The following is a 23,953-nucleotide window of genomic DNA, read 5'->3' on the forward strand; positions in this document are numbered from 1 at the left end:
GCGTACGCGAGCACCGCGACCCCCTCGACCTCGGGGGCCGGGCCGCCCTAGGGTCGGCGGCATGCGATTCGGACTCTTCATCCCCCAGGGCTGGCGCCACGACCTCGTCGGCGTCCCGGCCGCCGACCAGTGGCGCACCATGAGCGACCTCGCCCGGCACGCCGACGACGGCGCCTGGGAGTCGATCTGGGTCTACGACCACTTCCACACCGTCCCGCAGGTGACGGAGGAGGCGACGCACGAGGCGTGGTCGCTGATGAGCGCGTTCGGCGCCACCACGTCGCGCGTGCGGCTGGGCCAGATGTGCACCTGCATGGGCTACCGGAACCCCGCCTACCTCGCCAAGGTCGCGACGACCGTCGACATCGTCTCGGGCGGGAGGGTCGAGATGGGCATCGGCGGCGGCTGGTACGAGCACGAGTGGCGCGCGTACGGCTACGGCTTCCCGCCGATCGCCGAGCGGCTGGGCCGGCTCGACGAGGGCGTGCAGATCCTGCAGCAGGCCTGGACGACCGGGTCCGCGACCCTCGACGGCCGCTACTACCAGGTGGACGGCGCGCAGAACCGACCGCTGCCCCTGCAGGAGGGCGGCATCCCGCTGTGGGTCGCCGGCGGCGGCGAGAAGGTCACGCTGCGGATCGCGGCCCAGTACGCGCAGTACACGAACTTCGCCGGGACCCCGGAGGCGTTCGACCACAAGAGCTCGGTCCTCCGCGGGCACTGCGAGCGCCTGGGCACCGACTTCTCGGCGATCACCCGGAGCTCGAACTACAACGTCGTGATCGGCGAGACGGAGGCGGAGGTCGAGGCGGCGCTGCAGCGTCTCGAGGAGCGCGTGGTCCCGTACCTCGGCGCGGAGGGAGCGGCGTCCTTCGTCGCCGAGTACCGCAGCCCCGACGCGCTCGCGGTCGGCACTCCCTCGCAGATCGTCGACCGGCTCGCCGGCATGCAGTCGCGCGGGATGGACTACGGCATCCTCTACTTCCCGGACGCCGCCTACGACCGGTCCGGCATCGAGCTGTTCGAGCGCGAGGTGCTGCCGGCACTCTCCTGAGCGCGGAGCGGCGGGGGCTCCTACGCCTCCCGCCCCCCGCCCGCAAGTCCTTGGGGCGCCCCGGCCCCGCGCCTACGGTCGGAGCATGGACGCACAGGACATCCGCTGGAACGACGAAGCCCGCGACAAGATCCTCGAGGACTCGGACAGGGTCCTCCGCGAGGCGGTGCTCGACCTCGCGACGAGCAAGAAGGGCGAGCCCTGGGAGGACGTGTTCGCGGAGCTGAACGCGCGCCTCAAGGACCGCTTCATCGACTTCGAGCCCGGCCCGGACCTCCGCAAGTACGCCGAGGCCGTCTCCGCCGGGGAGATCGAGACCGGCTCGTGAGCGAGCACGACCGCGACGCCGCGCTCGAGGACGAGATCACCTCGATCCACGCCCTCGGCGAGGGCCGCGTCGGCGAGACGGCCGGCCCGGAGGACGAGGACCACGAGCTCTCGCCCGAGCAGGACGCCCGCATCGAGTCCGAGCTGAAGAGCCGGGGCAGCGAGAGCTGATCCCCCCGGCACGCGGAAGGCCCGCTCCCCCTCGAGGGAGCGGGCCTTCCGCGTGAGTCGCGACTACGCCGAGAGGGGCTCGTAGTCGGTGTAGCCCTCGGCTCCTCCGCCGTAGACCGTCTCCTGGACGACCTCGTTCTCGGGGTGCCCGCCCTGCCAGCGCTCGACCAGGTCGGGGTTGGCGATCGCCGGGCGGCCGACGGCCACGGCGTCGGCGTGGCCCTCGCTGATCAGCTCGGTCGCCTCCTCGCGGCTGGTCGGCGAGCCGAAGCCGCTGTTGGCGATGAAGACGCCGTCGAAGCGCGAGCGGAGGTCCTGGACCAGCTCGCCGGCGGGCTCGGCGTGCAGGACGCTGAGGTAGGCCAGGCCGAGCGGGGCGAGCCCGTCGACGACGGCCTCGTAGGTGGCGCGCACGTCGTCGCCGTCGGTCTCGACGACGTCCTGGATGTTGTGGGCCGGCGAGAGGCGGATGCCGACGCGGCCCGCTCCGACCTCGTCGACGATCGCGCGGGTGACCTCGAGCGGGAACGCGGCGCGCTCGGCCGGGGTCCCGCCGTACTGGTCGGTGCGCACGTTGGAGACGGGCGAGAGGAACTCGTGCAGCAGGTAGCCGTTGGCGCCGTGCACCTCGACTCCGTCGAAGCCGGCGTCGATCGCGCGGCGGGCGGCGGCGACGAACTCGTCGCGGACGGTCGCCAGCTCCTCGGTGGTCAGCGCGTGCGGCACCGGGAAGGGCTTCTTGCCGGAGGGGGTGTGCACCTCTCCGTCGATGGCGACGGCGCTCGGGGCGACGATGCGGTCGGTGCCGGTGATCTCGGTGTGCGAGACGCGGCCCGCGTTCATCAGCTGCATGACGATGCGCCCGCCCGCGGCGTGCACGGCGTCGGCGACGGCGCGCCAGCCCGCGGCCTGCGCGTCGGTCTCGATGCCGGGCTGCCCGGCGTAGCCCTTGGACTCGGCGCTGGGGAAGACGCCCTCGCTGATCAGCAGGCCCATGCTCGCGCGCTGGGCGTAGTACTCGGCGACGATCGCGCCGGGCACGCCCTGCTCGTCGGAGCGCAGTCGCGTCATCGGTGCCAGGACGATGCGGTTGGGGAGGTCGAGGTCGCCGGCGGTGAGGGGGGAGAACGGATCCACGGGATCGCCTTTCTACGGAGCTGTCTCAGGGGGCTGCCCTGAGGGGGGGAGGCACGTGCACCTGCGGCGCACTCCGGGCGGCAACCGCGAGCGGAGCACGGTCATTCCTCCTCCCGGCGTTCTCCCATCCCCCGCGCCCCGGGCACGCGGTCGACGGCCTGCCGCCTCCCGACTCCTGCTCGGACACCCGGGCTGTCTACACTCGGGAGGCGACGACGAAGGAGTGTGCGCGATGCCGGCGAGACCCCACCACCCCGTGAGCTCCCGGCTGCTGCCGGCGCTCGCGGCCCTCCTGATCGCCGCGGTCCTCGCGCTGGTCCCCGCGACCGCGGCGACGGCCGAATCGCCCGTCTCCTTCTCCTCCTCCACCGTCCTCGACTCGGTCGGAGTGCTGAGCTCCGGAGAGACCACCGAGATCGAGCAGGCCTCGCGGGCCCTCTACGACCAGCACCGCGTGCAGCTGTTCGTCGCCTTCGTCGACTCCTTCACCGATCCGTCCGACCGCGTAGCGTGGGCGGACGAGACCGCGACCCGCAACGGACTGGGCACCGACGACGTCCTCCTGGCCGTCGCGGTCGACGCCCGCCAGTACCAGGTGTCGGTCGCGCAGGGCTTCGCCCTCGACGACGCGCAGGTCTCCTCGCTCCAGTCCGACGACATCGAGCCGAGGCTCGCCGACGGCGACTGGGCCGGAGCCGCGGTGGCCGCCGCCGACGGGATCGGACAGCGCCTCGACGCGCCCAGCGCCGGCGAGTCCCTCGGCTCGGGGCTGCTGATCGCGCTCGGCGTGCTCGCGGCCCTCGTCGTGGTCGGCCTCGTGGTGCTGCTGCTCGTCCGCCGCGCGCGGAAGCGCCGCGCCCAGGAGGCGGTGGAGGCCTCGATCGACGAGCTCGCCACCCGTGCCGGGTCGGCCCTCGTCCACGCCGACGACGCCGTCCGCACCAGCGAGCAGGAGGTCGGCTTCGCGGAGGCGCAGTTCGGCGCCGACGCGACCGGCGCGTTCCGCGAGGCGCTCGTCACCGCGAAGCGCCTGCTCGGCGAGGCCTTCACCCTGCAGCAGCGCCTCGACGACACCGAGCCGGAGACCGATCAGGAGCGCCGCGACGGCTACCAGCGCATCCTCCAGCTCTGCGCCGACGCCGAGCAGACGCTCGACGAGCGCGCGAGTGCGTTCGAGGAGCTGCGCGACCTCGAGAAGAACGCGCCGCAGGTCGCCGCCGCGCTCTCGGCTCGCGCCGCCGAGGTCGGCGACCGCCTCCCCTCGGCCCGCGCCCGCCTCGCCGAGCTCGCCTCCCGCTACGCGCCGACCGCGATCGACGACGTGGGCGACGACGCCGACCAGGCCGAGGACCGCCTCCGCTTCACCCGCGACCAGCTCGCCGGCGCCCAGCAGGCGCTGCAGGCCGGCGACTCCGGCCGCGCCGCCGTGCTGCTGCGCGCCGGGCAGCAGGCCGCCGAGCAGGCCTCCGGGCTCGTCGACGCGGTGGCGACGCGCGGCGACGAGCTGCAGAAGGCGGAGGCGTCGCTCGCCGGCCGCATCGCCGAGATCCGCGCCGACGTGGCGCAGGGACGAGCGCTCGCCGCCTCCCCGGACGCGGAGTCCGCCGCTCAGGCGCAGAACGTCGCCGCGGCGGTCGCCTCGACCGAGGCCGCCCTCGACGACGTCGAGCGCGCCGCCTCCGTGCGGCCGAACGACCCGCTCGCCCTGCTCGAGGCGCTCACCGCCGCCGACGCCACGATCGATGCCGCCGTCGGCGGGTTCCGCGACGCGCAGGCCCAGCGCGAGCGCGAGCGGGCCGCCCTCGGCGCCGAGCTCACCTCCGCCCGCAGCCGCGTCTCGGCCGCCGAGGACTTCATCGCGGCCCGCCGCGGCGCGGTCGGCTCGGAGGCGCGCACCCGCGTCGCCGAGGCCGCCCGCTCGGCCGAGTACGCCGAGCGCATCGCCGCCACCGACCCCCGCGAGGCTCTCGCCTCCGCCCAGCGCGCCTCGCAGCTCGCCCAGCAGGCGCTCGAGCGGGCGCGGGCCGACGCCGGCTCCTACTCCGCCCCGAACGCCGTCGGCAGCCCCTACGGAGGCGACACGACCGGCGCGTTCCTCGGCGGGATCCTGGTCGAGTCGCTCCTGGGAGGCGGACGCCGCAGCGGCTACCGCTCGGGCGGCTTCGGCGGAGGCGGGTTCAGCGGCGGCTTCGGCGGAGGCGGCTCGTCCCGGCGCTCCGGCGGCGGCGGCTTCGGCGGCGGGCGCAGCAGCGGCGGAGGCGGACGCCGCGGCGGCGGAGGGCGCTTCTGAGCGCCCCCGGGCATCCGCGCAGGACCGACGACCACCACCTCCCCCACGACTCCGTCACCACCTCCGACATCCGGCACCACCCACGACGCAAGGAGAGACACCCATGGCTCAGAGACAGTCGATCTTCGGCCGCATCGCGCAGCTCGCGAAGGCCAACATCAACGCGCTCCTCGACCAGGCCGAGGATCCGCAGAAGATGCTCGACCAGATGGTCCGCGACTACACCGACAGCATCCGCGACGCCGAGGCGGCGATCGCCACCACGATCGGCAACCTGCGCCTGCTCGAGGACGACTACCGCGAGGACGTGCAGAACGCCCAGGAGTGGGGCGGCAAGGCCCTCGCCGCGAGCCGCAAGGCCGACGAGCTGCGCACCGGCGGGAGCGCCGGCGACGCCGACAAGTTCGACGCGCTGGCCAAGGTCGCTCTGCAGCGCCAGATCCAGTCCGAGAAGGAGGCGAAGGACGCCGAGCCGACCATCGCCTCGCAGACCGAGGTCGTCGACAAGCTCAAGTCGGGCCTGAACCAGATGCGCGAGAAGCTGCAGCAGCTCTCGAGCAAGCGCGACGAGCTGATCGCCCGCTCGAAGACCGTCGAGGCGCAGAGCCAGGTCCAGGACGCCGTGAAGAGCATCGACCTGATGGACCCGACGAGCGAGGTGAGCCGCTTCGAGCAGAAGATCCGCCGCGAGGAGGCGCGCGTCCGCGGCGCGGAAGAGCTCGCCTCCTCGAGCCTGGACGCGCAGTTCGAGTCGCTCGAGGACCTCGGTGAGATGACCGAGGTGGAGGCGCGCCTCGCCGCGCTCAAGTCCGGCCGCCCGCAGGACTCGATCGGCTCCTGAGCCCGTGCGCCTCCGGCGGTCCTGCCGGAGGCGCACTCCCCTTCCCGACACGCGCGGAGCGAAGGCTGGCAATCGCCATGGTGCGGTGCCGCCGCCGTCCCCGTAGTGTTCACACCAGGTTGCCCTTGACCCCGGTCGCCCTGATGCCGCGTCCGGCCCCTACCGACGCGGTGAACCATGAGCGGACCGCCCCCGTCGGGATCGCTCGCCGAGAGATCGTCGACGCCGACGGTCACCACGAAGAGCGAGGCGCCGATGAGCACCCCCACCACCACGTCCGTCACCGGAGGCGCCCCCCGCGTCGTCCGCACCCGCCCCCGCGCCGACGGCCGCGTCAACCCGACGACCGAGTACTCCGGTCTCCTCAGCACGGTCCGCGACGCGGGGCTCCTCCGCCGCCGCACCGGCTTCTACTACACGATGTTCGGCGCGCTGGTCCTCGCGCTCGGCGGCATCGTCACCGGCTTCGTCCTGCTGGGCGACTCCTGGTTCCAGCTCCTGCTCGCCGCCGCCCTCGGCATCGTGCTGACGCAGTTCGCCTTCCTCGCCCACGAGGCCTCGCACCGCCAGGTGTTCGAGTCCGGCAAGGCCAACGACGTCGCCGGCCGCACCCTCGCGAACCTCTTCGTGGGCATCAGCTACTCCTGGTGGATGACCAAGCACAGCCGCCACCACGCGAACCCGAACGTGCTGGGCAAGGACCCGGACATCGAGCGCGACGTCGTCTCCTTCACCGCCGAGGACGCGGCCCGCTCGCGCGGCCTCTACGCCTGGCTCACCCGCCGCCAGGGCTACGCGTTCTTCCCGCTCCTGCTGCTCGAGGGCCTCAACCTGCACCTGCACGGCTTCCGCACCGTGTTCGGCAAGGGCAAGGTCGACAAGCGCTGGGTCGAGATCACCATGCTCGTCACCCGCGTCGGCCTCTACCTCGCCGTCGTCTTCTGGGCCCTCCCCCTCGGCATGGCGTTCGCCTTCGTCGGCGTGCAGCTGGGCGTCTTCGGCCTGTACATGGGCGCCTCGTTCGCGCCGAACCACAAGGGCATGCCGCTGCTGCCGAAGGAGGCGCGCGTCGACTTCCTCCGCCGCCAGGTCCTCACCTCGCGCAGCATCCGCAGCACCTGGTTCACCGACCTCTACATGGGCGGCCTCAACTACCAGGTGGAGCACCACCTCTTCCCGAACATGCCCCGCCCGGCGCTGCGCCGTGCGCAGGTCATCGCCAAGGAGTACTGCACCACCCACCAGATCCCCTACACCGAGACCTCGCTGATGGAGTCGTACGCGATCGTCGTCCGCTACCTCAACAAGGTCGGCTTGTCGGCCGGCGGCGACCCGTTCGACTGCCCCGCCGCCTCCGCCTACGGACGCTGAGCACTCCCCCTTCGGAGGCCCCTCGCACCTTCCCGGTGCGGGGGGCCTCCGTCGTTCGCGGGAGCGCAAGGGGGTGCCCCCGCGGGCGGCGGAGTCGTAGCGTCGGGACATGAGCAGCTCCGACTACGACATCGAGCCCACCCCCACCGACACGACCGACGGCACCGACACGACCGACGGCGCCCGCACGCCCGACCCCGCCACCGAGACCGGCACCTCCGCGGGCCTCGACGAGGTCGGCGGCGCGGCCTCCCCCCTGGCCGACGGCGTCGGCGCCGACGGCGAGGAGCAGAACCCCCCGCTGCCCGACTGGGGCCCCACCGACGGCGTCCACGGCACCGACGCCGAGACCGACGCCTCGGGCACCGAGCAGCACTGACACGGCTCCGCGAGGGACCTCCCCGGCCGGTCGGCGAACGTTCCGACCGTGTTCCGAGGAGGTCCCTCCGTGTTCGCCGGAGGGTCGGCCGGCGCTCGGTCGGCGCGCCCTACACTGGCGAAATGCAGCCGACCGAACGCGCCCTCCGCGTGATCTCCTACAACCTCCGGGAGCACCGAGCGCACGCCGAGATCGCCCCCCTCGCCGCCCGCCACGACATCGACGTCCTGTGCCTGCAGGAGTGCGACACCACGAAGCTGCCGCAGGAGGTGGGCTCGCTCCGGCTCGCGTCCGTCACGGCCCGCAACCGCCTGGGCCTGGCCGTCTACTACTCGCAGGACCGCTTCGAGCTCTCCGGCAGCGCCGCGTTCGAGCTCAGCAAGTCCATGCACGACCGGGTGATGTCCCCCGCTCACGAGCGCCTGCTGGCCGTCCGCCTCGACGACCGCGACGGCGGATCGATCGCCGTCTCCTCCTTCCACGCCGCCCCGCTCTCGGCCGGCAACGCCCTGCGCCGCAAGCAGATCGACGAGGCGCTCAACCGGCTGCGCGAGTACGCGCCGGACACCCCCTCCCTGATGGTCGGCGACTACAACTACCCGTGGTTCTTCCGCGGACTCGACCGCCGGATGACCCGGAACGGCTACCTGGTCTCGCGGAGCGACTCCCCCACCTACGCGCGCTACCGCTATTTCAGCGGCCACTTCGACTTCGCGATCAGCGACTCCGTGCGGATCGAGCGGGTCTCCACGCTGCCCCAGGGCGTTTCGGACCACCTCCCGGTGATGGTCGACGCGCACTACGGCGTCCCCGCCGCCTGAGCGCGGGGCCCACTGGCCCGCACGGTCGGTAGGCTCAGGGGGTGACGACCCTGATCCTCGCCCGGCACGGAGAGACTGTCTGGCACTCCGAGAACCGCTTCGCGGGCTCCTCCGACATCGCGCTGACCCCCCGGGGCCAGGACCAGGCGGCGACTCTGGCCGCCTGGGCCGTCGACGCCGACCTCGAGGCGGTGTACTCCTCCACCCTGGTCCGGGCCGTGCGCACCGCCGTGCCCGCCGCGCGGGCGGCCCACCTCGAGCTGCAGCCCGACCCGGCGCTGGTCGAGGTCGACTTCGGCCGCGGCGAGGGGCTGACCACCGACGAGATGGAGAAGCGCTTCCCGGACGAGTACCATGCGTGGGTCGCCGCTCCGGCCATCCAGCCGATGCCCGGCGGCGAGTCCGGCCTCGACGCCGTCGCCCGCGCGAACACCTCGCTCGCCCGCATCCACCGCGAGCACCCCGACGGCCGCGTGCTCGTCGTCGCGCACGGCACGCTCATCCGCCTCCTGCTGTGCGCCTACCTCGGCATCAACCCCGAGACCTACCGGCACACCTTCCCGGTGGTCGACAACGTCTCGCTGACCACACTGCGCTGGGACGCGACCGGCGTCGGCCTGCTCGGCTACAACGTCCCGCCCGTCCAGACGCAGCGGCGCTCCAGCTGAGCGCAGCGGCCGCTCCGGAGCGGCGCCCGGCGAGCGCGGGCTCGATCGGCCTGGTGCTCGGGTCGGTCGCGAGCGTGCAGCTGGGCGCCTCCTTCGCCGTGCTGCTCTTCCCCGCCGCGGGGCCGATCGGCACCGTCACGCTCCGGCTGGTGTTCTCGGCCGTCGTTCTGCTCCTGGTCTGCCGTCCGCGGCTGCGCGGCCACAGCCGGAGCGATTGGGCCACCGTCGCCGCCTACGGTCTCGCCCTCGGCGGGATGAACGCCTGCTACTACGAGGCCATCGCCCGGATCCCGCAGGGCGCCGCCGTCACCCTCGAGGTGCTCGGGCCGCTGACGCTCTCGGTGATCGCCGGGAGGAGCGTGCTGAGCCTGGTCTGGGCGGTGCTCGCGCTGGCCGGAGTGGTGACCCTGTCGCAGGGCGGGTTCTCGGCGCTGGACCCGGTCGGCGTCGGCTTCGCGCTGGGGGCCGCTGTGCTCTGGGCCGCGTACATCGTCTTCGCCGGCCGCACCGGCGGGCGGTTCCAGGGGATCGACGGGCTCGCGCTGGCGCTGGCGGCCGGCGCGATCGTGTCGCTGCCGTTCGGCATCGCCTCCGCCGGACCCGCCCTGGTGGTGCCGCCGGTGCTGCTCCTCGGGCTCGCCGTAGCGGTGCTCTCCTCCGCGGTGCCCTACGCGCTGGAGCTGCTGGCGCTGCGGCGCCTGCGCTCCTCCACCTTCTCGATCCTGATGTCGCTCTCCCCCGGGGCGGCCGCGCTCTCGGGCTTCCTCGTGCTCGGCCAGCGCCTCAGCGCCGTCGAGGCCGTCGGGATCGCGCTCGTGGTCGCCGCGAGCATCGGAGCGGTGCGGACCGCGCGGACCTCCTCCTGATCGGGCATTTCTTTTGTTAGGCTAACTATGTGCCATCGACCGAGACCCTGCAGACCGAGACCCCTCCGACCGAGACCCCGCAGACCGATCTCCCGCTGACCTCCCTCGCGGGCGAGGTGCGGGCAGCGGTCGGCCGGCTCGGACGGCGGCTCCGGCAGGAGAAGGCCCAGCACGAGCTCAGCGATCCGCAGTTCAGCGTGCTCGCGCTCCTGCACCGCGAGGGCGCGAAGACGCTCGGCGAGCTGGCCGAGGCGGAGCGGGTCCGCCCGCCCTCGATGACCCGCACGGTCGGCTGCCTGGTCGACGAAGGACTCGCGGAGCGCCTCGCCGACCCCGCCGACGGCCGCGTCACCCGCATCCGCCCCACCGGGGCCGGCACCGCACTGGTGCTCGACGTGCGCCGCAGCCGCGACGCCTGGCTCGTGGCGCGCCTCGAGGAGCTCCCTCCCGAGGACCTGCGCCTGCTCCACGACGCGGCAGCGGTCCTGCGCGCGGTGGCCGACCGATGAGCGCGATGTTCCGCTCCCTCGCCGTGCCGAACTACCGCATCTGGTTCGCGGGCGCGATGGTCTCGAACGTCGGCACCTGGATGCAGCGCACGGCCCAGGACTGGATCGTGATCAACGACCTGACCGACCACGACGCGACGGCGCTCGGCGTCACCATGGCGCTGCAGTTCGGACCGCAGCTCGTGATGGTCCCCTTCTCCGGCTTCATCGCCGACCGCTTCGACCGGCGGAAGCTCCTGATGGCCACCCAGGGCGCGATGGGCGCGCTCGGCCTCGGCCTGGGACTCATCGTCGTGACCGGGGTCGTCCAGCTCTGGATGGTCTACCTCTTCGCCCTGCTGCTCGGCTTCGCCGCGGCGATCGACGCGCCCGTGCGCCAGACGTTCGTCTCGGCGCTGGTCGAGGAGCGCGACCTCACCAACGCCGTCTCGCTGAACTCGGCCTCCTTCAACTCGGCGCGGATGATCGGACCGGCCCTCGCGGGCCTGCTCATCGCCGCGGTCGGCTCCGGCTGGGTCTTCCTCCTCAACGCCGCGAGCTTCCTCGCCGTCCTGCTCTCGCTGCGCGCACTCCACCGCGACCAGCTCCGCAGCGCCCCGCGCGCCACCCGCGGCCCGGGTGCGCTGCTGGAGGGGTTCCGCTACGTGTCGAAGCGGCCGGACATCCTCGTGGTGCTCGCGATCGTGTTCCTGATCGGCACGTTCGGCCTGAACTTCCCGATCTTCGCCTCGACGATGGCGACCGTCGAGTTCGACATGGGGGCGAGCGAGTTCGGCCTGCTCTCCTCCGCCATCGCCGTCGGCTCGGTGCTGGGGGCGCTCCTCTCGGCTCGCCGCGACCGCCCGAGGCTCCGGCTCATCGTCGGCGCCTCCGCGGCGTTCGGCGTCGCGCTCGCGCTGGCCGGCGTCATGCCGACGGTCTGGGCGTTCGCGATCCTGCTCCCCTTCATCGGCATCGCGGCGCAGACGCTGATGACCTCGGCCAACGGCTACGTGCAGCTCTCGACCGCCCCCGAGATGCGGGGCCGGGTCATGGCGCTCTACATGGCCATCTTCGTCGGCGGCACCCCGATCGGCGCCCCGCTGATCGGCTGGGTCGCGAACGCCTACGGTCCGCGCCAGGCGATGCTGGTCGGCGCCGCCTCCGGGATCGCGGCGGCCGCCATCGGCCTCGCCTTCCACCTCCGCCTGCGCCGCGCCGTCCGGCTCGCGGCCCCCGGGCCGGAGGCTCTGCCCGCCACCGGCGGAGTCCCCCTGCTGCGCCCGCGCGCCTAGGCTCCGTCGGCCGGTCCGCACGCCGGGCGGATCCGCGGACCGCCCACTCGACGGGTCGCCCCCGACGGGGGGCGCGACCGCCGCCCGCCCTCAGGCCTCGCGGGTGATCTCGACGCGGACGAAGAGCTTCGACGAGCGGGGCCCGGCGAACACCCCGCGCAACGGCGCGATGTCGTTGTAGTCGCGGCCCCGGCCGACGATGACGTGGCGGTCGCCGATGTCGATCAGGTTCGTCGGGTCGTAGCCGCGCCACGCTCCTCCGCAGAACCACTCGACCCAGGCGTGGGACTCCCCCACCACGGTCTCGCCGATCTCCGCGTGCGGCTTGGGGTGCAGGTAGCCCGAGACGTAGCGCGCCGGGATGCCCACCGAGCGCAGAGCCCCGAGCACGATGTGCGTGATGTCCTGGCAGACGCCCTCGCGCGCGGTCCACGACTCCGTCGCGGTGGAGTGCACGCCGGTGACGCCCTGCCGGTAGGTCATCGCCCGGCCGATCGTCTCGGCGATCGTGAGCGCGGCCTCGCACGGGCCGGCCGCCTCGTCCGCGAGCGAGCGCGCCATCGCCGCGAGGTCCTCCGGCGGCGCGGTGCGGTGGGTCTGCTTCGACTGCTCCACGTACTCGGTGCGCGTCTCGACCTGCTCGGACAGCTGATCCCACCCGGTCGGGTGGTCGGGGTGCTGCTTCGGCCGGATCTCGACGAGCGAGGTCGCCGTCAGCGAGAGCTCGCGGTGGGCGTCGAGCACGTCGAACGACGAGACGCGGGTGCCCCAGTAGTCGGTGTAGGCGTGCACCGAGGTCACCGGCCGGATGTCGAGGTTCGAGAACAGCACCAGCTGCCCGTCCGAGGAAGCGGGGAGCATCCGCGCCTCGTTGTAGGACGCGACCACGTCCCCCGCGTAGGTGAAGCCCGTGGTGTGCCTGATGCGCAGCCTGCTCACAGCGCCTCCCCGATCCAGCTCGGCATGACGTTGGTGGGGAAGTACCGCTGGCGGATCGCCTCGGACGCGGCCGAGGTCGCCTCCTGCACGCTGTCCATGTGCCGCGGGAGGTCCTCGAGGATGTCGGTGATCGGCCGGAACTCCAGCTCGCTGCGGATCCGCCCGAGGACGCGCTGCGCGTCGCCGGAGTGGCCGATGCGGCCGGTGCGCGGCTCGATGTCGCGCATGCACGCCTCCGCCCGCGAGACCGAGAAGAGGATCGAGCGCGGGAACAGCCGGTCCAGGAGGAGGAACTCGGCCGCGTTCCGCGCGCTCGGCACGCCCCGGTAGGTGCGCAGGTACGCCTCGTAGGCGCCGCAGGAGCGGAGGATCGTGGTCCAGGAGGGGCCGCTCGCCTCGGTCAGCGAGCGGGTGGCGAGCAGGCGGGCGGTCATGTCGGCGCGCTCGATCGAGCGGCCGAGGGTGAAGAACTGCCAGGCCTCGTCGCGCGAGGTCGCCGATTCGATGATGCCGACGGCGAGGGCGGAGCGCTCCCTCACCCAGCTGAAGAACTCCGACACCCGCTCGCCCGAGACGCGGCGCGGCATCCGTGTGCGCGTGGTGTTGAGGCACTCCCAGAGCTCGGTCGAGACGATCTCGCGCGCCCGGCGGGCGTTCTCGCGGGCCGCGCCGAGCGAGTAGGCGATCGAGGCGGGGTTCGTGCGGTCGATCGCGAGGATCGCCAGCACGTCGGCGCGGGTGATCTCGCGCATGTCGTCGGGCGGGGTCGACCCCATCACCGACAGGAGCGAGCGGCAGGCCGTGTCCTCGTCGATCCACGGGTCCTCGAGCAGGAGCTGGAGGTGGACGTCGAGGATGCGGGCGGTGCCGTCGGACCGCTCGATGTAGCGGCCGATCCAGAACAGCGACTCGGCGATCCGGGAGAGCATCAGTCGTCCTCCCCCGCCGCGAGCGTCTGCTGCTGCTGCTGGTCCTGGTCGGTGTTCGGCGCGTCCTGCGGCGAGTGGTCGGGCGTGTGGTTGAGCGGGTAGACGATCGGGATGGAGCTGGTGACCGCGGCCTGCTCGGCGACGAGCGCCTGGATGTCGCGCGCCTCGGGCTCGGCGCTGCGCGCCTCCTCGAGGCCGACCACCCAGGTGTCCTTCGATCCGCCGCCCTGCGACGAGTTGACGACGAGCTGCCCCTCCGGGAGCGCGACGCGGGTCAGGCCGCCGGGCAGCACCCAGACGTCGGTGCCGTCGTTCACGGCGAAGGGCCGCAGGTCGGCGTGCCGGGGGCGCATCCCGTCGTCGACGAGGGTGGGGATGGTGGAGAGCTGCACGACCGGCTGCGCGATCCAGCCGCGCGGGTCGGCCTGGAGGCGGGAGCGCAGCTCCGCGAGCTCCTTCGCCGAGGCGGCCGGCCCGACGACCAGGCCCTTGCCGCCGGAGCCGTCGACCGGCTTCACGACGAGCTCGTCGAGGCGGTCGAGCACCTCCTCGAGCGCTCCCGGGTCCTCGAGCCGCCACGTGTCGACGTTCTTGATCACCGGCTCCTCCGAGAGGTAGTAGCGGATGAGGTCGGGCAGGTAGGTGTAGACGAGCTTGTCGTCGGCGACGCCGTTGCCGACCGCGTTGGCGATCGTGACGTTCCCGAGCCGGGCCGCGAGCATCAGCCCGGGCGAGCCGAGCATCGAGTCGGCGCGGAACTGCAGCGGATCGAGGAACTCGTCGTCCACGCGGCGGTAGATCACGTCGACCCGGGTCGGGCCGGAGGTGGTGCGCATGAACACCTTGCCGCCCGTGCAGAACAGGTCGCGGCCCTCGACCAGCTCCACGCCCATGAGGCGGGCGAGGAGGGTGTGCTCGAAGTAGGCGGAGTTGTAGACGCCCGGGGTGAGCACGACCACGGTCGGGTCGTCGACGCCCTCGGGGGCGGAGGCGCGGAGGGCCTGCAGCAGCTTGTTCGGGTAGTCGCCGACCGGGCGCACCCGCATCGAGACGAACAGCTCGGGCAGCGTCTGCGCCATCACCCGGCGGTTCGAGATGACGTAGGAGACGCCGGAGGGCACTCGGACGTTGTCCTCGAGGACCCGCCAGCCGCCCTTCTCGTCTCGGATCAGGTCGATCCCGGACACCTGGATCCGCACGCCGTTCGCGGGGACGATGCCCGCGGCCTGCCGGTGGAAGTGGCTGGAGCTCGAGATCAGCCCGGCGGGGATGACGCCGTCGGCCACGGCGTTCTGCGGGCCGTAGACGTCGGCGAGGAACGCCTCGAGAGCACGGACGCGCTGCTTGATGCCGGTCTGCACCTCGTTCCACTCGGCGCGCTCGATCACCCGGGGGACGGCGTCGAGCGGGAACGGCCGCTCCTCCCCCGCGAAGTCGAAGGTGACGCCCTGCGCGAGGTAGGAGGAGGCGAGCGCGTCGGTGCGGCCGCGCAGCTCCTCCTGGGTCATCCGCGCGAGCGAGGAGTAGATGTCGCGGTAGGCGCCGCGGACCCCGTCGGGGCCTCCGGTCGACGCCACGTCGGCGAACATCTCGTCCCAGGGGGTGGCGCCCGTGTCGGGCCGCTCGACCTTCTGGGACCCGTATCCGTCGAAGAGGTCACCCATGGCACGACTCTAGTGCGGGGCGTATTGCGGGGATGTTTCGGGCGGCCGCGGGGCGAGCGGGGCGGGTCGGCGACGTCCGGGCACGGCGCCTCCGCCGTCCTGCGACAGCCCGGCGGAGGCCCGGGGATCCTCGGGAATAGATCCGGCTGCACGTGGTTGAATGAGGATGTACATGCAAACGCATGGACCAGGCCCCACCGGGCCGGAGGACAGAAGGAGCGCCTGATGCAGTTCGGCATCTTCACGGTCAGCGACATCACGACCGACCCCACGACCGGACAGACCCCGTCCGAGTCCGAGAAGATCCAGGCGACCCTCGCGATCGCGCTGAAGGCGGAGGAGATCGGCCTCGACGTCTTCGCCCTGGGCGAGCACCACAACCCGCCGTTCTGGTCCTCCTCCCCCACCACCACGCTCGGCTACCTCGCGGCGAAGACCGAGAGGATCACGCTCTCCACCGCGATGGCCCTCATCACCACGAACGACCCCGTGAAGCTCGCCGAGGACTACGCGATGCTCCAGCACCTCGCCGGCGGCCGCGTCGACCTGATGCTCGGCCGCGGCAACACCGGCCCCGTCTACCCGTGGTTCGGCAAGGACATCCGCCGCGGCATCGAGCTGACGATCGAGAACTACGACCTGCTGCACCGCCTGTGGACCGAGGACTTCGTCGACTGGGAGGGCCAGTTCCGCACTCCCCTCCAGGGCTTCCAGTCGACCCCGCGCCCCCTCGACGGTGTCGCGCCGTTCGTGTGGCACGGATCGATCCGCTCCCCTCAGATCGCCGAGCAGGCCGCCTACTACGGCGACGGCTTCTTCGCGAACCACATCTTCTGGCCCGCCTCGCACACCCAGAAGATGGTGCAGCTCTACCGCCAGCGCTTCGAGCACTACGGCCACGGGACCGCCGACCAGGCGATCGTCGGCCTCGGCGGGCAGATCTTCCTGGCGAAGAACTCGCAGGACGCGGTCTCGCAGTTCCGCCCCTACTTCGACAACGCCCCCGTCTACGGCCACGGCCCCTCGCTCGAGGACTTCACGGAGCAGACCCCGCTCACCGTCGGCTCCCCGCAGCAGATCATCGACCGCACCCTCGGCTTCCGCGAGTACGTCGGCGACTACCAGCGCCAGCTCTTCCTGATGGACCACGCGGGACTCCCGCTGAAGACCGTCCTGGAGCAGATGGACATGCTCGGCGAGATCCTCCCCGCCCTCCGCGCCGGCTTCGCCGAGGGCCGCCCCGCGCACGTGCCCGACGCCCCCACCCACGCCTCCCTCGTGGCCGCGCGCGACGCGCAGCCCGCGGCCGAGCCCGTCACCGTCTAGTCAGGAGCTCTCCATGGACACCCGCAGGATCACCGTCCTCTCGGCCGGCCTCAGCCAGCCGTCCTCGACCCGGCTGCTCGCCGACCGCCTGGCCGACGCCGCCGAGTCCTCCCTCACCGAGCAGGGCTTCGCCGTCGAGCGGAGCGTCGTGGAGCTGCGCGACCTCGCGCACGACGTCACGAACAACCTCCTCACCGGCTTCGCGAGCCCCGCACTGCAGACCGCGCTCGACGCGGTCGCCGGCGCCGACGGCCTGATCGCCGTGACGCCGATCTTCACCACCAGCTACAGCGGGCTCTTCAAGTCGTTCGTCGACGTGCTCGACACCGAGGCGCTGCGCGGCCTGCCCGTGCTGCTGGCGGCCACGGGCGGGTCCCCCCGCCACTCCCTGGCCGTCGACTACGCGATGCGCCCGCTCTTCACCTACCTGCACGCGGCGCCCCTCGCGACCACCGTGTTCGCGGCGACGGACGACTGGGGCGGCGCGACCGAGGACGGACGGGCGCTGCCCTCGCGCATCGAGCGCGCCGGACGCGAGCTGGCCGATCAGGCCGCCCGCTCCTCCCGCTCGGGCTCCACGCCCGACCCGTGGGCGCTCGACGGCTCGTTCGAGGGGATGCTCGGCCGCCGCGGCTGAACGCCCGCCGCGCGGATCGGCCGCTCCTCTCATGGATCGGCCGATCCGTCCAGCCACGATTCCCTCGGCCCTGCCGGAATAGCCTGCCCCCGGGAGCCTGCCGCTGGCCCCCGGAAGGAGGCCGTCATGGGCCTGACCAGCAAGGGGCTCCCCGCGGGGGCTCTCGACCTCTCGCAGCTCGGACGCGCGGTCCTCGACCGCCGCCGCTTCCTCGGAGCGCTCGGCGTCGCCGCCTCCGTCCCGGTCCTCTCCGGCTGCGGCTTCGCCCCCGCGGGCCCCGCGGCGAGCGCCGGCAGCGACACCCTCACCTTCACCACCTGGGGCACCGACGCCGAGCTGGCCGGCTTCCAGCGCGCGATCGACGCGTTCCAGACGGCGAACGCCGGCGCCACCGTGACCCTCAACGCGGTCCCGTACGAGCAGATGTTCACCAACATCGACGCGCAGCTGCAGGCGGGGAACCCACCGGACGTCTTCCGGGTCCCGTACTACACGTTCGGCAGCTACGCCGGCCGCGACCAGCTCCTGGACCTGTCGGGCTTCCTCGACTCCGACGTCGCCGAGCGGTTCACCGATCCGGCCTGGGCCGCGGTGCAGAGCGGCGGGAGCCCCTTCGGCGTCCCCCACCACACCGACACCTCGCTGATCCTCTACAACACCCAGGTGCTGGCCGACGCGGGCGTCACCTCCTTCCCCTCCTCGCCCGAGGAGGCGTGGACCTGGGAGGAGTTCACCGAGGTCGGGCGGAAGCTGCGCGCCTCGCTCCCCGCCGAGCGCTACCCCTTCGCCTACAACTGGCAGGGCAACGGCGTCACGCGCTGGCTCAGCCTGCTCTTCCAGGCCGACGGCCGCTTCCTCACCGAGGACCTGTCCGGGCCCGCGATCGACTCCGCCGCCGGCCGCGCCGCGATCGACTTCAGCCGCAGCTTCTTCACCGACGGCCTCGTGCCGCCGAGCAGCTCCGTGCAGGCGACCACCTACGCCAGCGACCTCTGGTACTCGCAGACCACCGCGATGACCTTCGCCGGCGCGTTCCTCATCCCCGACGCCGACTCCACCCTCGACTTCGAGTGGGGCGCCACCTACTCCCCGCGCAACGTGCGCGGAGGCGGCGACTTCGGCGGCAACGCCCTCGTCGCGACCAAGGCCGCGAAGAACCCGGAGCTGGCCGCCTCCTTCCTCGCGTTCGTGACGGAGGAGGAGGCGATGCGCGACTTCTGCGCCGGCGCCTCCCTCCTCCCCACCCGTCGCGACCTCACGGAGTCGGGCATCGAGTTCGCCGTGCGCCCCGAGCTCGCCGAGGTGTTCCTCGGCCAGGCGGGCACCGTCCAGGCGTCCGACTCGGCGCAGGTCGCCTCGCCCGACATGGCCGCGATCATCACGGTGCTCAAGGAGCAGCTGGAGCAGGCCTTCGTCGGCGGGCGCAGCACCGAGGACACCATCGCCGGCCTCACCTCCGGCATCGCGGCCGCGACGCAGTGAGCCGGTCGGTCCTCGCGCCGGAGGCGGTGACCGCCCGCCCTCGGCGCACCTCCCGCGCCCCCGCCCGCGAGACGGCGGCCGCCTACGCGTTCCTCGCGCCGAACCTGCTGATGCTCGGCCTGTTCGTGTTCGTCCCCCTGGGCGGCGCGTTCCTGATCGGCTTCCAGCGCACGAACGGCTTCGGCGACGGCGTCTTCGTCGGGCTCGACAACTACGCGCGGCTGCTCGGCGACGGCCTCTTCTGGCGCTCGACGCTGAACACGGCGCTGTTCACCCTGATCGTGACCCCGCTCTCGATGGCGCTGGGCCTCGGCGCGGCGGTGCTGATGAACTCGGTGCTGCCCGCGCGTCCGGTGTTCCGCAGCATCCTCATCCTGCCGATGGCGGTCTCCGGCGTGGCGACGGCGCTGATGGGCGTGCTGATCTTCGACGAGAACAGCGGCGTGCTCGACGGCATGCTCCAGACGATCGGCCTCCCCCGCATCGCCTGGCAGTCCGGCGGAGCTGCGGCCTTCGCCTCCGTGGTGCTCGTCACCCTGTGGTGGCGCACCGGCTTCAACATGCTGATCTACCTGGCGGGGCTGCAGGGGGTGAACCCGGCGCTCTACGAGGCGGCCCGGCTCGACGGAGCGAACGCGTGGCAGCAGTTCCGCCACGTGACGCTGCCGCTGGTCGGCCCGTCGTCGTTCTTCCTGCTCATCCTCAACGTCATCTACTCGTTCCAGGTGTTCGACATCGTCTTCGTGCTCACCGGCGGCGGACCGCAGAACGCGACCTCGGTGCTCGTGACCTACGCCTACGACACCGGTTTCGTCACCCGCGACCAGGGCTACGCCGCGGCCATCGGCATCGTGCTGCTGATCCTGACCATGATCTTCACCGCGGTGCAGTGGCGCACCAACCGCTCGAGGGACCTCGTCGAATGATCCGCACGTCGCGCACCTCGCGCCTGCTCCGCCTCGCCCTCGCCCTCGGCGTCTCGGTGGTCATCGTCTTCCCGCTGTACTGGATGGTCGTCGTCGCGTTCTCCTCGCGGTCCGAGCTGCTCGGCGGCACCCTCCGCCTCTGGCCGCGCGAGCTGACGCTGGTGAACTTCGAGCGCGTGTTCTCGTCGTTCCCCGTGGCGACCTGGTTCGGCAACTCCCTCGCGATCAGCCTGGTCACCGCCCTGATCACCGTGACGATCAACCTGCTCGGCGGTTACGCCTTCGCGCAGCTGCGGTTCCGCGGATCCGGAGTGCTCTTCCTCCTGGCCCTGTCGACGCTCACCCTGCCCGTGCAGGTGATCATGGTGGCGCTGTTCCGGCTCGTCACCGACCTCGGCCTCTACGGGAGCTACTGGGCGGTGATCCTGCCGACGGCGGCGTCGGCGTTCGGGCTGTTCCTGGCGCGGCAGTTCATCCTCGCGATCCCGCGGGACCTGATCGAGGCGGCCCGGATCGACGGCGCCGGGCACTTCCGCGTGTTCACGGCCATCGTCCTCCCCCTCTCGAAGCCGCTCATCGCCGTGCTCTTCTTCATGTCGCTGCTCGGCTCCTGGAACGACTTCGCCTGGCCGCTCATCGCCCTGAAGGAGAACGCGCTGTTCACGCTCCCGATCGGGCTGCTCTTCCTCCAGGGGCAGTTCGGCAGCGACTACGGAGCGACCATGGCGTTCGCCCTGGTGAACGTCGTGCCGATGGTGGTGCTGTTCCTGGTGTTCCAGCGCTACTTCGTGCAGGGCTTCGCGCGCAGCGGCCTCCGCTGACCCCGCGGCGGGGGGTGCGGATCGGTGCGCTGAGCGGCCATTCGTCCCCCAGTCCGGGGCCGGGAGTGTCAATCCCCCCGTTCCGCCGACCCGGCCGGCGCCGCCCCGGGGTACCGTCGTCGCAGGCGCCCACCTCGTGCGCTCCGGAGCGCACCGTTCGAGCGGAAGGCGGGATCACCATGAGTACCGTCGCCGCGAACGCCGCCCAGCAGAAGGTGGCCGGCCGCTACTACCTGATCGAGCGCATCGGCTCCGGCGGGATGGGCTCGGTCTACCGGGCCCGCGACGAGACCGTGCAGCGCGAGGTCGCCGTGAAGGTGTTCCGCGCGGAGGCCTCGAACCCCGAGGACGTGGCCCGCCAGGAGCGCGAGGTGCGGATGCTGAGCTCCTTCGCCCACCCCGGCATCGTCAACCTCTTCGACGCGGGGCTGCACAACTTCGGCGGCGAGGTCCGCCGCTACGTCGTGATGGAGCTCGTCGCCGACCCCACGATGGAGGCGCGGCTCGAGTCCGGCCCCCTCCCGGCGGCGGAGGTCGCGGCGATCGGCACACAGCTCGCGGAGGCCCTGGCCTACCTGCACGAGCGCGGCGTCGTGCACCGCGACGTGAAGCCCGCGAACATCCTGGTCAGCGAGGTCGCCTCCAGCGGCTACGCCCGCACCGCCAAGCTCACCGACTTCGGCGTGGCCCACTTCATGGACGGCTCCCGCCTGACCAGCGACGGCGTCGTGATCGGCACCGCGAGCTTCGTCAGCCCGGAGCAGGTCGCGGGCGAGCCGATCAGCGGAGCGAGCGACGTCTTCTCCCTCGGCCTGGTCCTCCTCGAGGCGATCACCGGTCACCGGGAGTACTCGGGCACCGTCCTCGAGGCGGCGATCGCCCGCCTCCACCGCAGCCCCTCCGTGCCCGACACCCTGCCGGCGGAGTGGCGGGCGCTGCTGACCTCGATGACACAGAGGGACCCGGAGAAGCGGCCGACCGCCGACGAGGTCGCGCACCGGCTCCGCGGCGGGATGACGACGGGCTCGGCTTCGGGCGCGCCGACCGCCTCGGACTCGCGCGCGGCACGGATCCGGCGCTCCGTGATCATCGGCTCGAGCGTGGTCGGCGTCGGCGCGATCGCGGCGCTGTCGTGGATGCTCGGAGCGCTCGTCGGTCGCTGACCGTTCGGACGCGGGCCCCTAGGCCTCGCCCGGGAACGCGGGACGGAGCACGATCCGCGTCCAGGCGCCCACGTAGATCCGATCGCCCTCCTCGACTTCGCGGCGCTGACCGGCGGCGATCGGCGACTGCGGGAGCGGCGCCCCGGCCGGGGCCAGGTACGTGCCGTTCGCCGACTGCAGATCCTCGACCCACCAGCGGTAGCCGTCGGTGCTCAGCTGGCAGTGGCGCCGCGAGACACCGGAGTCGGAGCCGCAGTCCACCTGCGGCGAGATGCCGCGGGAGACGGACGGGCGGCCGACGAGCAGGGTGCGCTCGCGGAGGACGACGGTCGCGGGCGGGCCGGGCGAGGGCATGGGGTCGTCGGCGCGCTGCTCGGCGTACCACTCCGGGTCGACCCAGAGCTCGGCGATCCACGGGCGGTCCGGGTCCGCGGAGGCGGAGGCGGGGCGGGCGGAGCCGGTGACAGGCGCGGACGCGGCCTCCTCCTCCGACGCTGAGGCCCCGGGTGCCGCGTCGGGGGCTGCGGCCTCGGGTGCAGGGGCCTCCGGGATCACCTCGGTCGGCGGAGCGGCGGGCGGCGCGGTCGCGACGGGGGTGTCGAAGCCGGCCTCCTGCTCCGGGACCAGCTCGGTCGGAGCCGCGGGATCGGCCTGCGGCGCGGGCGCCTCGCCCAGGTGCTGGGCCGGGTCCCCCGACGGCGTCGCGGAGCCGCCGACCTCGCCCGGAGCGCGGACGGCGCCGGAGGAGGTGAACGGATCGGCCTCGGGGAGGGAGCCGGTCGTGAAGTCGTAGCCGCAGTTCTCGCAGAACAGGGCGCCGGGCTCGTTCGGGAACGAGCAGTGCGGGCAGACCGAGGGTCCGGTCGGGATCGCGGTGGTCGGCGCGGCGGGAGCGGGCGACGGGGCCGCAGCGGCACCGATGGGCGCCCCGCAGACGTCGCAGTAGTCGCCGGACTGCGAGGTGTGCCCCTCGGGGCAGCGGAAGCTCACTTGCGCACCCGCGTGGTCTTGGTCGACGCGGTGTCCAGCGCCATCTCGTCGAGGCGGTCCACGCCCCGCTTGAGCCGCACGGTGCCCTCGTTCGGGTCGTCGATCTCGACGACCTTCCGCAGCTTCGCGGTCGCCTCGTCGTTCCCGGTGACGGAGGCGAGCTGCACCGCCCGCCCGAGCTTGACCGTGGCGGTCGCCTCGTCGCCCCGCGCTTTGGCTGCGAGCCCGTCCTGGATCGCCGAGGCGAGCTCGGTCTGGCCGGTGTAGTGGGCGACGGCGGGGTCGATGCGGGCGGTCAGGGCGGAGTCGTCCGTCCAGCGCGCCTTCACCAGGGCGGAGGCGACCACCTCGTCGCGCACGCTGAGCTGCACCCGCGCGGCGAGCTGCTCCGAGCCGACCGGCTTCGACGCGACCCGGACCGCCACGTGGTACTCCCGCGACTCGTCGCCCCAGGCGCCGGTCGGGTAGGCGCCGGTGAGCGGGTTCACGGCGTTCCGCCGGGAGCTGAGGTCCTCGAGGTTCGGAGCGACCTGGCGGACGAAGAGCAGCTGCGCGCCCTGCGGAGTCCAGACGCGGAGCTCGCCGTTGGCGACTCCCCGGCCCATCGACGCCCGCATCAGCGACTCGAAGTCGGCCGCCATGTCGGCCGGGTTCGCGATCAGGCCCACGGTGCCCAGCAGGGCGCTCGCGATGGTGCGCGCCTCCTCGACGATCCAGCGGGAGCCGACGCCGCGCACGTCGCACTGGAAGTCGCCCGACGCCGCGCGGATCGCCGCGTCCAGCTGCATCCGCGACTCGTGCTCGTTCTTGCCGTCGGTGAGGAGGATCGCGTGCCTCTGCGTCGCCTCCGGCACGGTCGCGAACAGCTGGCGGGCGAGGGTCAGCCAGGTGCCCATCGCGGTGCCGCCGTCGGCCTGGAGGTAGCCGATCGCCTCCTTCGCTGCGGCTCGCGCCCCCGGCTCCATCCGCACCATCGAGACGGTGGCGTTGGGGTACGGGAAGGCGCGGTCGGCGCGCTCGGATCCGGCCACGACGGCGAAGAAGGTGCCGTCCAGGATCTGGTCGACGGCCACGGCGGCGGCGCGCTTGGCGGCCGTCATGTTCTCGCCGGTCATCGATCCGGAGCAGTCCACGATGATGATCTCGGCCGCGGCCCCGTCGGACCCGGCGACCCCCGTGCCGGACGCGGTCACCGTGATGATGGCGTGCACGTCGGTGGCGCCGTCCGAGAGGAACTCGTTCTGGAAAACACTCGCGCTGAACTCCGCCATTCCGGCAGTTTACGGGGACGCCCGGCCCGAGCGGCCCTCCATCGCCGAGGATCGGCCGGGCATCGCGGCCGGACGCCTGCACGACAGCTGTCGGGGC

The 23,953-nt window shown here is 72.8% G+C and carries 24 protein-coding genes; 18 read left to right on the forward strand and 6 right to left on the reverse strand.

Annotated elements, in window-relative coordinates; genetic code table 11:
- The first annotated feature begins 61 nt into the window (after nucleotides 1-61).
- The 3 genes from C5C25_RS04315 to C5C25_RS16430 all read left to right on the forward strand — a co-directional run bounded on the left by C5C25_RS04315 (nucleotide 62) and on the right by C5C25_RS16430 (nucleotide 1,552).
- Nucleotides 62-1,054, forward strand: a complete 993-nt coding sequence (locus tag C5C25_RS04315; RefSeq protein ID WP_104223861.1) for an LLM class F420-dependent oxidoreductase — start codon at nucleotides 62-64, stop codon at nucleotides 1,052-1,054.
- An 85-nt stretch (nucleotides 1,055-1,139) separates the two neighbouring features.
- Complete coding sequence (locus C5C25_RS04320) at nucleotides 1,140-1,382, forward strand: hypothetical protein (RefSeq protein WP_068251275.1); 243 nt, start codon at nucleotides 1,140-1,142, stop codon at nucleotides 1,380-1,382.
- The gene (locus tag C5C25_RS16430; RefSeq protein ID WP_160035225.1) at nucleotides 1,379-1,552 is read left to right on the forward strand and encodes a hypothetical protein; all 174 of its coding nucleotides are present in this window, start codon (nucleotides 1,379-1,381) and stop codon (nucleotides 1,550-1,552) included. Before C5C25_RS04320 ends, C5C25_RS16430 begins: the two co-directional genes overlap by 4 nt.
- Before the next feature lie 63 nt (nucleotides 1,553-1,615).
- Here the strand turns inward: C5C25_RS16430 and C5C25_RS04325 are convergent, their stop codons facing one another.
- Nucleotides 1,616-2,689, reverse strand: a complete 1,074-nt coding sequence (locus C5C25_RS04325; protein WP_104223860.1) for an alkene reductase — start codon at nucleotides 2,687-2,689, stop codon at nucleotides 1,616-1,618.
- 232 nt (nucleotides 2,690-2,921) lie between these two features.
- On the opposite strand from C5C25_RS04325, the gene C5C25_RS04330 reads away from it, so the two are divergent.
- From C5C25_RS04330 to C5C25_RS04370, 9 genes are all read left to right on the forward strand, one after another.
- Nucleotides 2,922-4,979 (forward strand): TPM domain-containing protein, encoded by a 2,058-nt coding sequence (locus tag C5C25_RS04330; protein WP_104249845.1) that lies wholly within the window; start codon nucleotides 2,922-2,924, stop codon nucleotides 4,977-4,979.
- Between the two features lie 103 nt (nucleotides 4,980-5,082).
- Nucleotides 5,083-5,820, forward strand: coding sequence for a PspA/IM30 family protein (locus tag C5C25_RS04335; protein WP_104223858.1), 738 nt, complete (start codon nucleotides 5,083-5,085; stop codon nucleotides 5,818-5,820).
- 255 nt (nucleotides 5,821-6,075) lie between these two features.
- Nucleotides 6,076-7,191: an acyl-CoA desaturase gene (locus C5C25_RS04340; protein WP_104226226.1), complete on the forward strand. Its 1,116-nt coding sequence runs from the start codon at nucleotides 6,076-6,078 to the stop codon at nucleotides 7,189-7,191.
- A 109-nt stretch (nucleotides 7,192-7,300) separates the two neighbouring features.
- Nucleotides 7,301-7,570, forward strand: coding sequence for a hypothetical protein (locus tag C5C25_RS04345; RefSeq protein WP_104226203.1), 270 nt, complete (start codon nucleotides 7,301-7,303; stop codon nucleotides 7,568-7,570).
- A 122-nt stretch (nucleotides 7,571-7,692) separates the two neighbouring features.
- Nucleotides 7,693-8,391 (forward strand): endonuclease/exonuclease/phosphatase family protein, encoded by a 699-nt coding sequence (locus C5C25_RS04350; RefSeq protein ID WP_104223855.1) that lies wholly within the window; start codon nucleotides 7,693-7,695, stop codon nucleotides 8,389-8,391.
- A 41-nt stretch (nucleotides 8,392-8,432) separates the two neighbouring features.
- Complete coding sequence (locus C5C25_RS04355) at nucleotides 8,433-9,059, forward strand: histidine phosphatase family protein (RefSeq protein ID WP_104223854.1); 627 nt, start codon at nucleotides 8,433-8,435, stop codon at nucleotides 9,057-9,059.
- Between the two features lie 53 nt (nucleotides 9,060-9,112).
- Complete coding sequence (locus C5C25_RS04360; protein WP_258069335.1) at nucleotides 9,113-9,925, forward strand: DMT family transporter; 813 nt, start codon at nucleotides 9,113-9,115, stop codon at nucleotides 9,923-9,925.
- 29 nt (nucleotides 9,926-9,954) lie between these two features.
- Nucleotides 9,955-10,434: a MarR family winged helix-turn-helix transcriptional regulator gene (locus tag C5C25_RS04365; protein WP_258069336.1), complete on the forward strand. Its 480-nt coding sequence runs from the start codon at nucleotides 9,955-9,957 to the stop codon at nucleotides 10,432-10,434.
- Complete coding sequence (locus C5C25_RS04370; RefSeq protein ID WP_104249846.1) at nucleotides 10,431-11,708, forward strand: MFS transporter; 1,278 nt, start codon at nucleotides 10,431-10,433, stop codon at nucleotides 11,706-11,708. The genes C5C25_RS04365 and C5C25_RS04370 overlap by 4 nt, the downstream gene beginning before the upstream one ends.
- A 90-nt stretch (nucleotides 11,709-11,798) precedes the next feature.
- Here C5C25_RS04370 and C5C25_RS04375 read toward each other — a convergent pair whose 3' ends face one another.
- From C5C25_RS04375 to C5C25_RS04385, 3 genes are read right to left on the reverse strand one after another with little or no spacing between them, the layout of a single operon-like run.
- Nucleotides 11,799-12,647 carry a transglutaminase family protein gene (locus C5C25_RS04375; protein WP_104223852.1) on the reverse strand — a complete coding sequence of 283 codons (849 nt, stop codon included), beginning with the start codon at nucleotides 12,645-12,647 and terminating at the stop codon, nucleotides 11,799-11,801.
- Nucleotides 12,644-13,576 (reverse strand): alpha-E domain-containing protein, encoded by a 933-nt coding sequence (locus C5C25_RS04380; protein ID WP_104223851.1) that lies wholly within the window; start codon nucleotides 13,574-13,576, stop codon nucleotides 12,644-12,646. Before C5C25_RS04380 ends, C5C25_RS04375 begins: the two co-directional genes overlap by 4 nt.
- A complete protein-coding gene (locus C5C25_RS04385) occupies nucleotides 13,576-15,240 on the reverse strand; it encodes a circularly permuted type 2 ATP-grasp protein (protein ID WP_104226201.1) in 1,665 nt (554 codons plus the stop codon). The genes C5C25_RS04380 and C5C25_RS04385 overlap by 1 nt, the downstream gene beginning before the upstream one ends.
- Nucleotides 15,241-15,465: 225 nt before the next feature.
- Between C5C25_RS04385 and C5C25_RS04390 the strand changes: the two genes are divergently transcribed.
- The 6 genes from C5C25_RS04390 (at nucleotide 15,466) to C5C25_RS04415 (ending at nucleotide 21,595) form a co-directional block, all read left to right on the forward strand.
- Nucleotides 15,466-16,566, forward strand: a complete 1,101-nt coding sequence (locus C5C25_RS04390) for an LLM class flavin-dependent oxidoreductase (RefSeq protein WP_104249847.1) — start codon at nucleotides 15,466-15,468, stop codon at nucleotides 16,564-16,566.
- Between the two features lie 13 nt (nucleotides 16,567-16,579).
- Complete coding sequence (locus tag C5C25_RS04395) at nucleotides 16,580-17,203, forward strand: FMN reductase (RefSeq protein ID WP_104249848.1); 624 nt, start codon at nucleotides 16,580-16,582, stop codon at nucleotides 17,201-17,203.
- A gap of 126 nt (nucleotides 17,204-17,329) precedes the next feature.
- Complete coding sequence (locus tag C5C25_RS04400; protein WP_104246873.1) at nucleotides 17,330-18,685, forward strand: sugar ABC transporter substrate-binding protein; 1,356 nt, start codon at nucleotides 17,330-17,332, stop codon at nucleotides 18,683-18,685.
- Nucleotides 18,686-18,711: 26 nt separating this feature from the next.
- Complete coding sequence (locus C5C25_RS04405; RefSeq protein WP_244229482.1) at nucleotides 18,712-19,611, forward strand: carbohydrate ABC transporter permease; 900 nt, start codon at nucleotides 18,712-18,714, stop codon at nucleotides 19,609-19,611.
- Nucleotides 19,608-20,432, forward strand: a complete 825-nt coding sequence (locus C5C25_RS04410; RefSeq protein ID WP_104223846.1) for a carbohydrate ABC transporter permease — start codon at nucleotides 19,608-19,610, stop codon at nucleotides 20,430-20,432. The genes C5C25_RS04405 and C5C25_RS04410 overlap by 4 nt, the downstream gene beginning before the upstream one ends.
- Before the next feature lie 179 nt (nucleotides 20,433-20,611).
- Nucleotides 20,612-21,595, forward strand: a complete 984-nt coding sequence (locus C5C25_RS04415; protein WP_104249849.1) for a serine/threonine-protein kinase — start codon at nucleotides 20,612-20,614, stop codon at nucleotides 21,593-21,595.
- Nucleotides 21,596-21,613: 18 nt separating this feature from the next.
- Here C5C25_RS04415 and C5C25_RS04420 read toward each other — a convergent pair whose 3' ends face one another.
- Both C5C25_RS04420 and C5C25_RS04425 read right to left on the reverse strand, forming a co-directional pair.
- The gene (locus tag C5C25_RS04420) at nucleotides 21,614-22,585 is read right to left on the reverse strand and encodes an FHA domain-containing protein (protein ID WP_104249850.1); all 972 of its coding nucleotides are present in this window, start codon (nucleotides 22,583-22,585) and stop codon (nucleotides 21,614-21,616) included.
- The gene (locus C5C25_RS04425) at nucleotides 22,582-23,856 is read right to left on the reverse strand and encodes a VWA domain-containing protein (protein WP_104249851.1); all 1,275 of its coding nucleotides are present in this window, start codon (nucleotides 23,854-23,856) and stop codon (nucleotides 22,582-22,584) included. The genes C5C25_RS04420 and C5C25_RS04425 overlap by 4 nt, the downstream gene beginning before the upstream one ends.
- Nucleotides 23,857-23,953: the final 97 nt, after the last annotated feature.

This window comes from Rathayibacter sp. AY2B9 (assembly GCF_002931595.1).
In the GTDB taxonomy this organism is placed as follows: Bacteria; Actinomycetota; Actinomycetes; order Actinomycetales; family Microbacteriaceae; genus Rathayibacter.

Bases quoted from the DNA above. Each gene is read 5' to 3' on its own strand.
- C5C25_RS04315 (WP_104223861.1), top strand. From the start codon at position 62: ATGCGATTCGGACTCTTCATCCCCCAGGGCTGGCGCCACGACCTCGTC.
- C5C25_RS04320 (WP_068251275.1), top strand. From the start codon at position 1,140: ATGGACGCACAGGACATCCGCTGGAACGACGAAGCCCGCGACAAGATC.
- C5C25_RS04330 (WP_104249845.1), top strand. From the start codon at position 2,922: ATGCCGGCGAGACCCCACCACCCCGTGAGCTCCCGGCTGCTGCCGGCG.
- C5C25_RS04335 (WP_104223858.1), top strand. From the start codon at position 5,083: ATGGCTCAGAGACAGTCGATCTTCGGCCGCATCGCGCAGCTCGCGAAG.
- C5C25_RS04340 (WP_104226226.1), top strand. From the start codon at position 6,076: ATGAGCACCCCCACCACCACGTCCGTCACCGGAGGCGCCCCCCGCGTC.
- C5C25_RS04345 (WP_104226203.1), top strand. From the start codon at position 7,301: ATGAGCAGCTCCGACTACGACATCGAGCCCACCCCCACCGACACGACC.
- C5C25_RS04350 (WP_104223855.1), top strand. From the start codon at position 7,693: ATGCAGCCGACCGAACGCGCCCTCCGCGTGATCTCCTACAACCTCCGG.
- C5C25_RS04370 (WP_104249846.1), top strand. From the start codon at position 10,431: ATGAGCGCGATGTTCCGCTCCCTCGCCGTGCCGAACTACCGCATCTGG.
- C5C25_RS04380 (WP_104223851.1), bottom strand. From the start codon at position 13,576: ATGCTCTCCCGGATCGCCGAGTCGCTGTTCTGGATCGGCCGCTACATC.
- C5C25_RS04385 (WP_104226201.1), bottom strand. From the start codon at position 15,240: ATGGGTGACCTCTTCGACGGATACGGGTCCCAGAAGGTCGAGCGGCCC.
- C5C25_RS04390 (WP_104249847.1), top strand. From the start codon at position 15,466: ATGCAGTTCGGCATCTTCACGGTCAGCGACATCACGACCGACCCCACG.
- C5C25_RS04395 (WP_104249848.1), top strand. From the start codon at position 16,580: ATGGACACCCGCAGGATCACCGTCCTCTCGGCCGGCCTCAGCCAGCCG.
- C5C25_RS04400 (WP_104246873.1), top strand. From the start codon at position 17,330: ATGGGCCTGACCAGCAAGGGGCTCCCCGCGGGGGCTCTCGACCTCTCG.
- C5C25_RS04410 (WP_104223846.1), top strand. From the start codon at position 19,608: ATGATCCGCACGTCGCGCACCTCGCGCCTGCTCCGCCTCGCCCTCGCC.
- C5C25_RS04415 (WP_104249849.1), top strand. From the start codon at position 20,612: ATGAGTACCGTCGCCGCGAACGCCGCCCAGCAGAAGGTGGCCGGCCGC.
- C5C25_RS04425 (WP_104249851.1), bottom strand. From the start codon at position 23,856: ATGGCGGAGTTCAGCGCGAGTGTTTTCCAGAACGAGTTCCTCTCGGAC.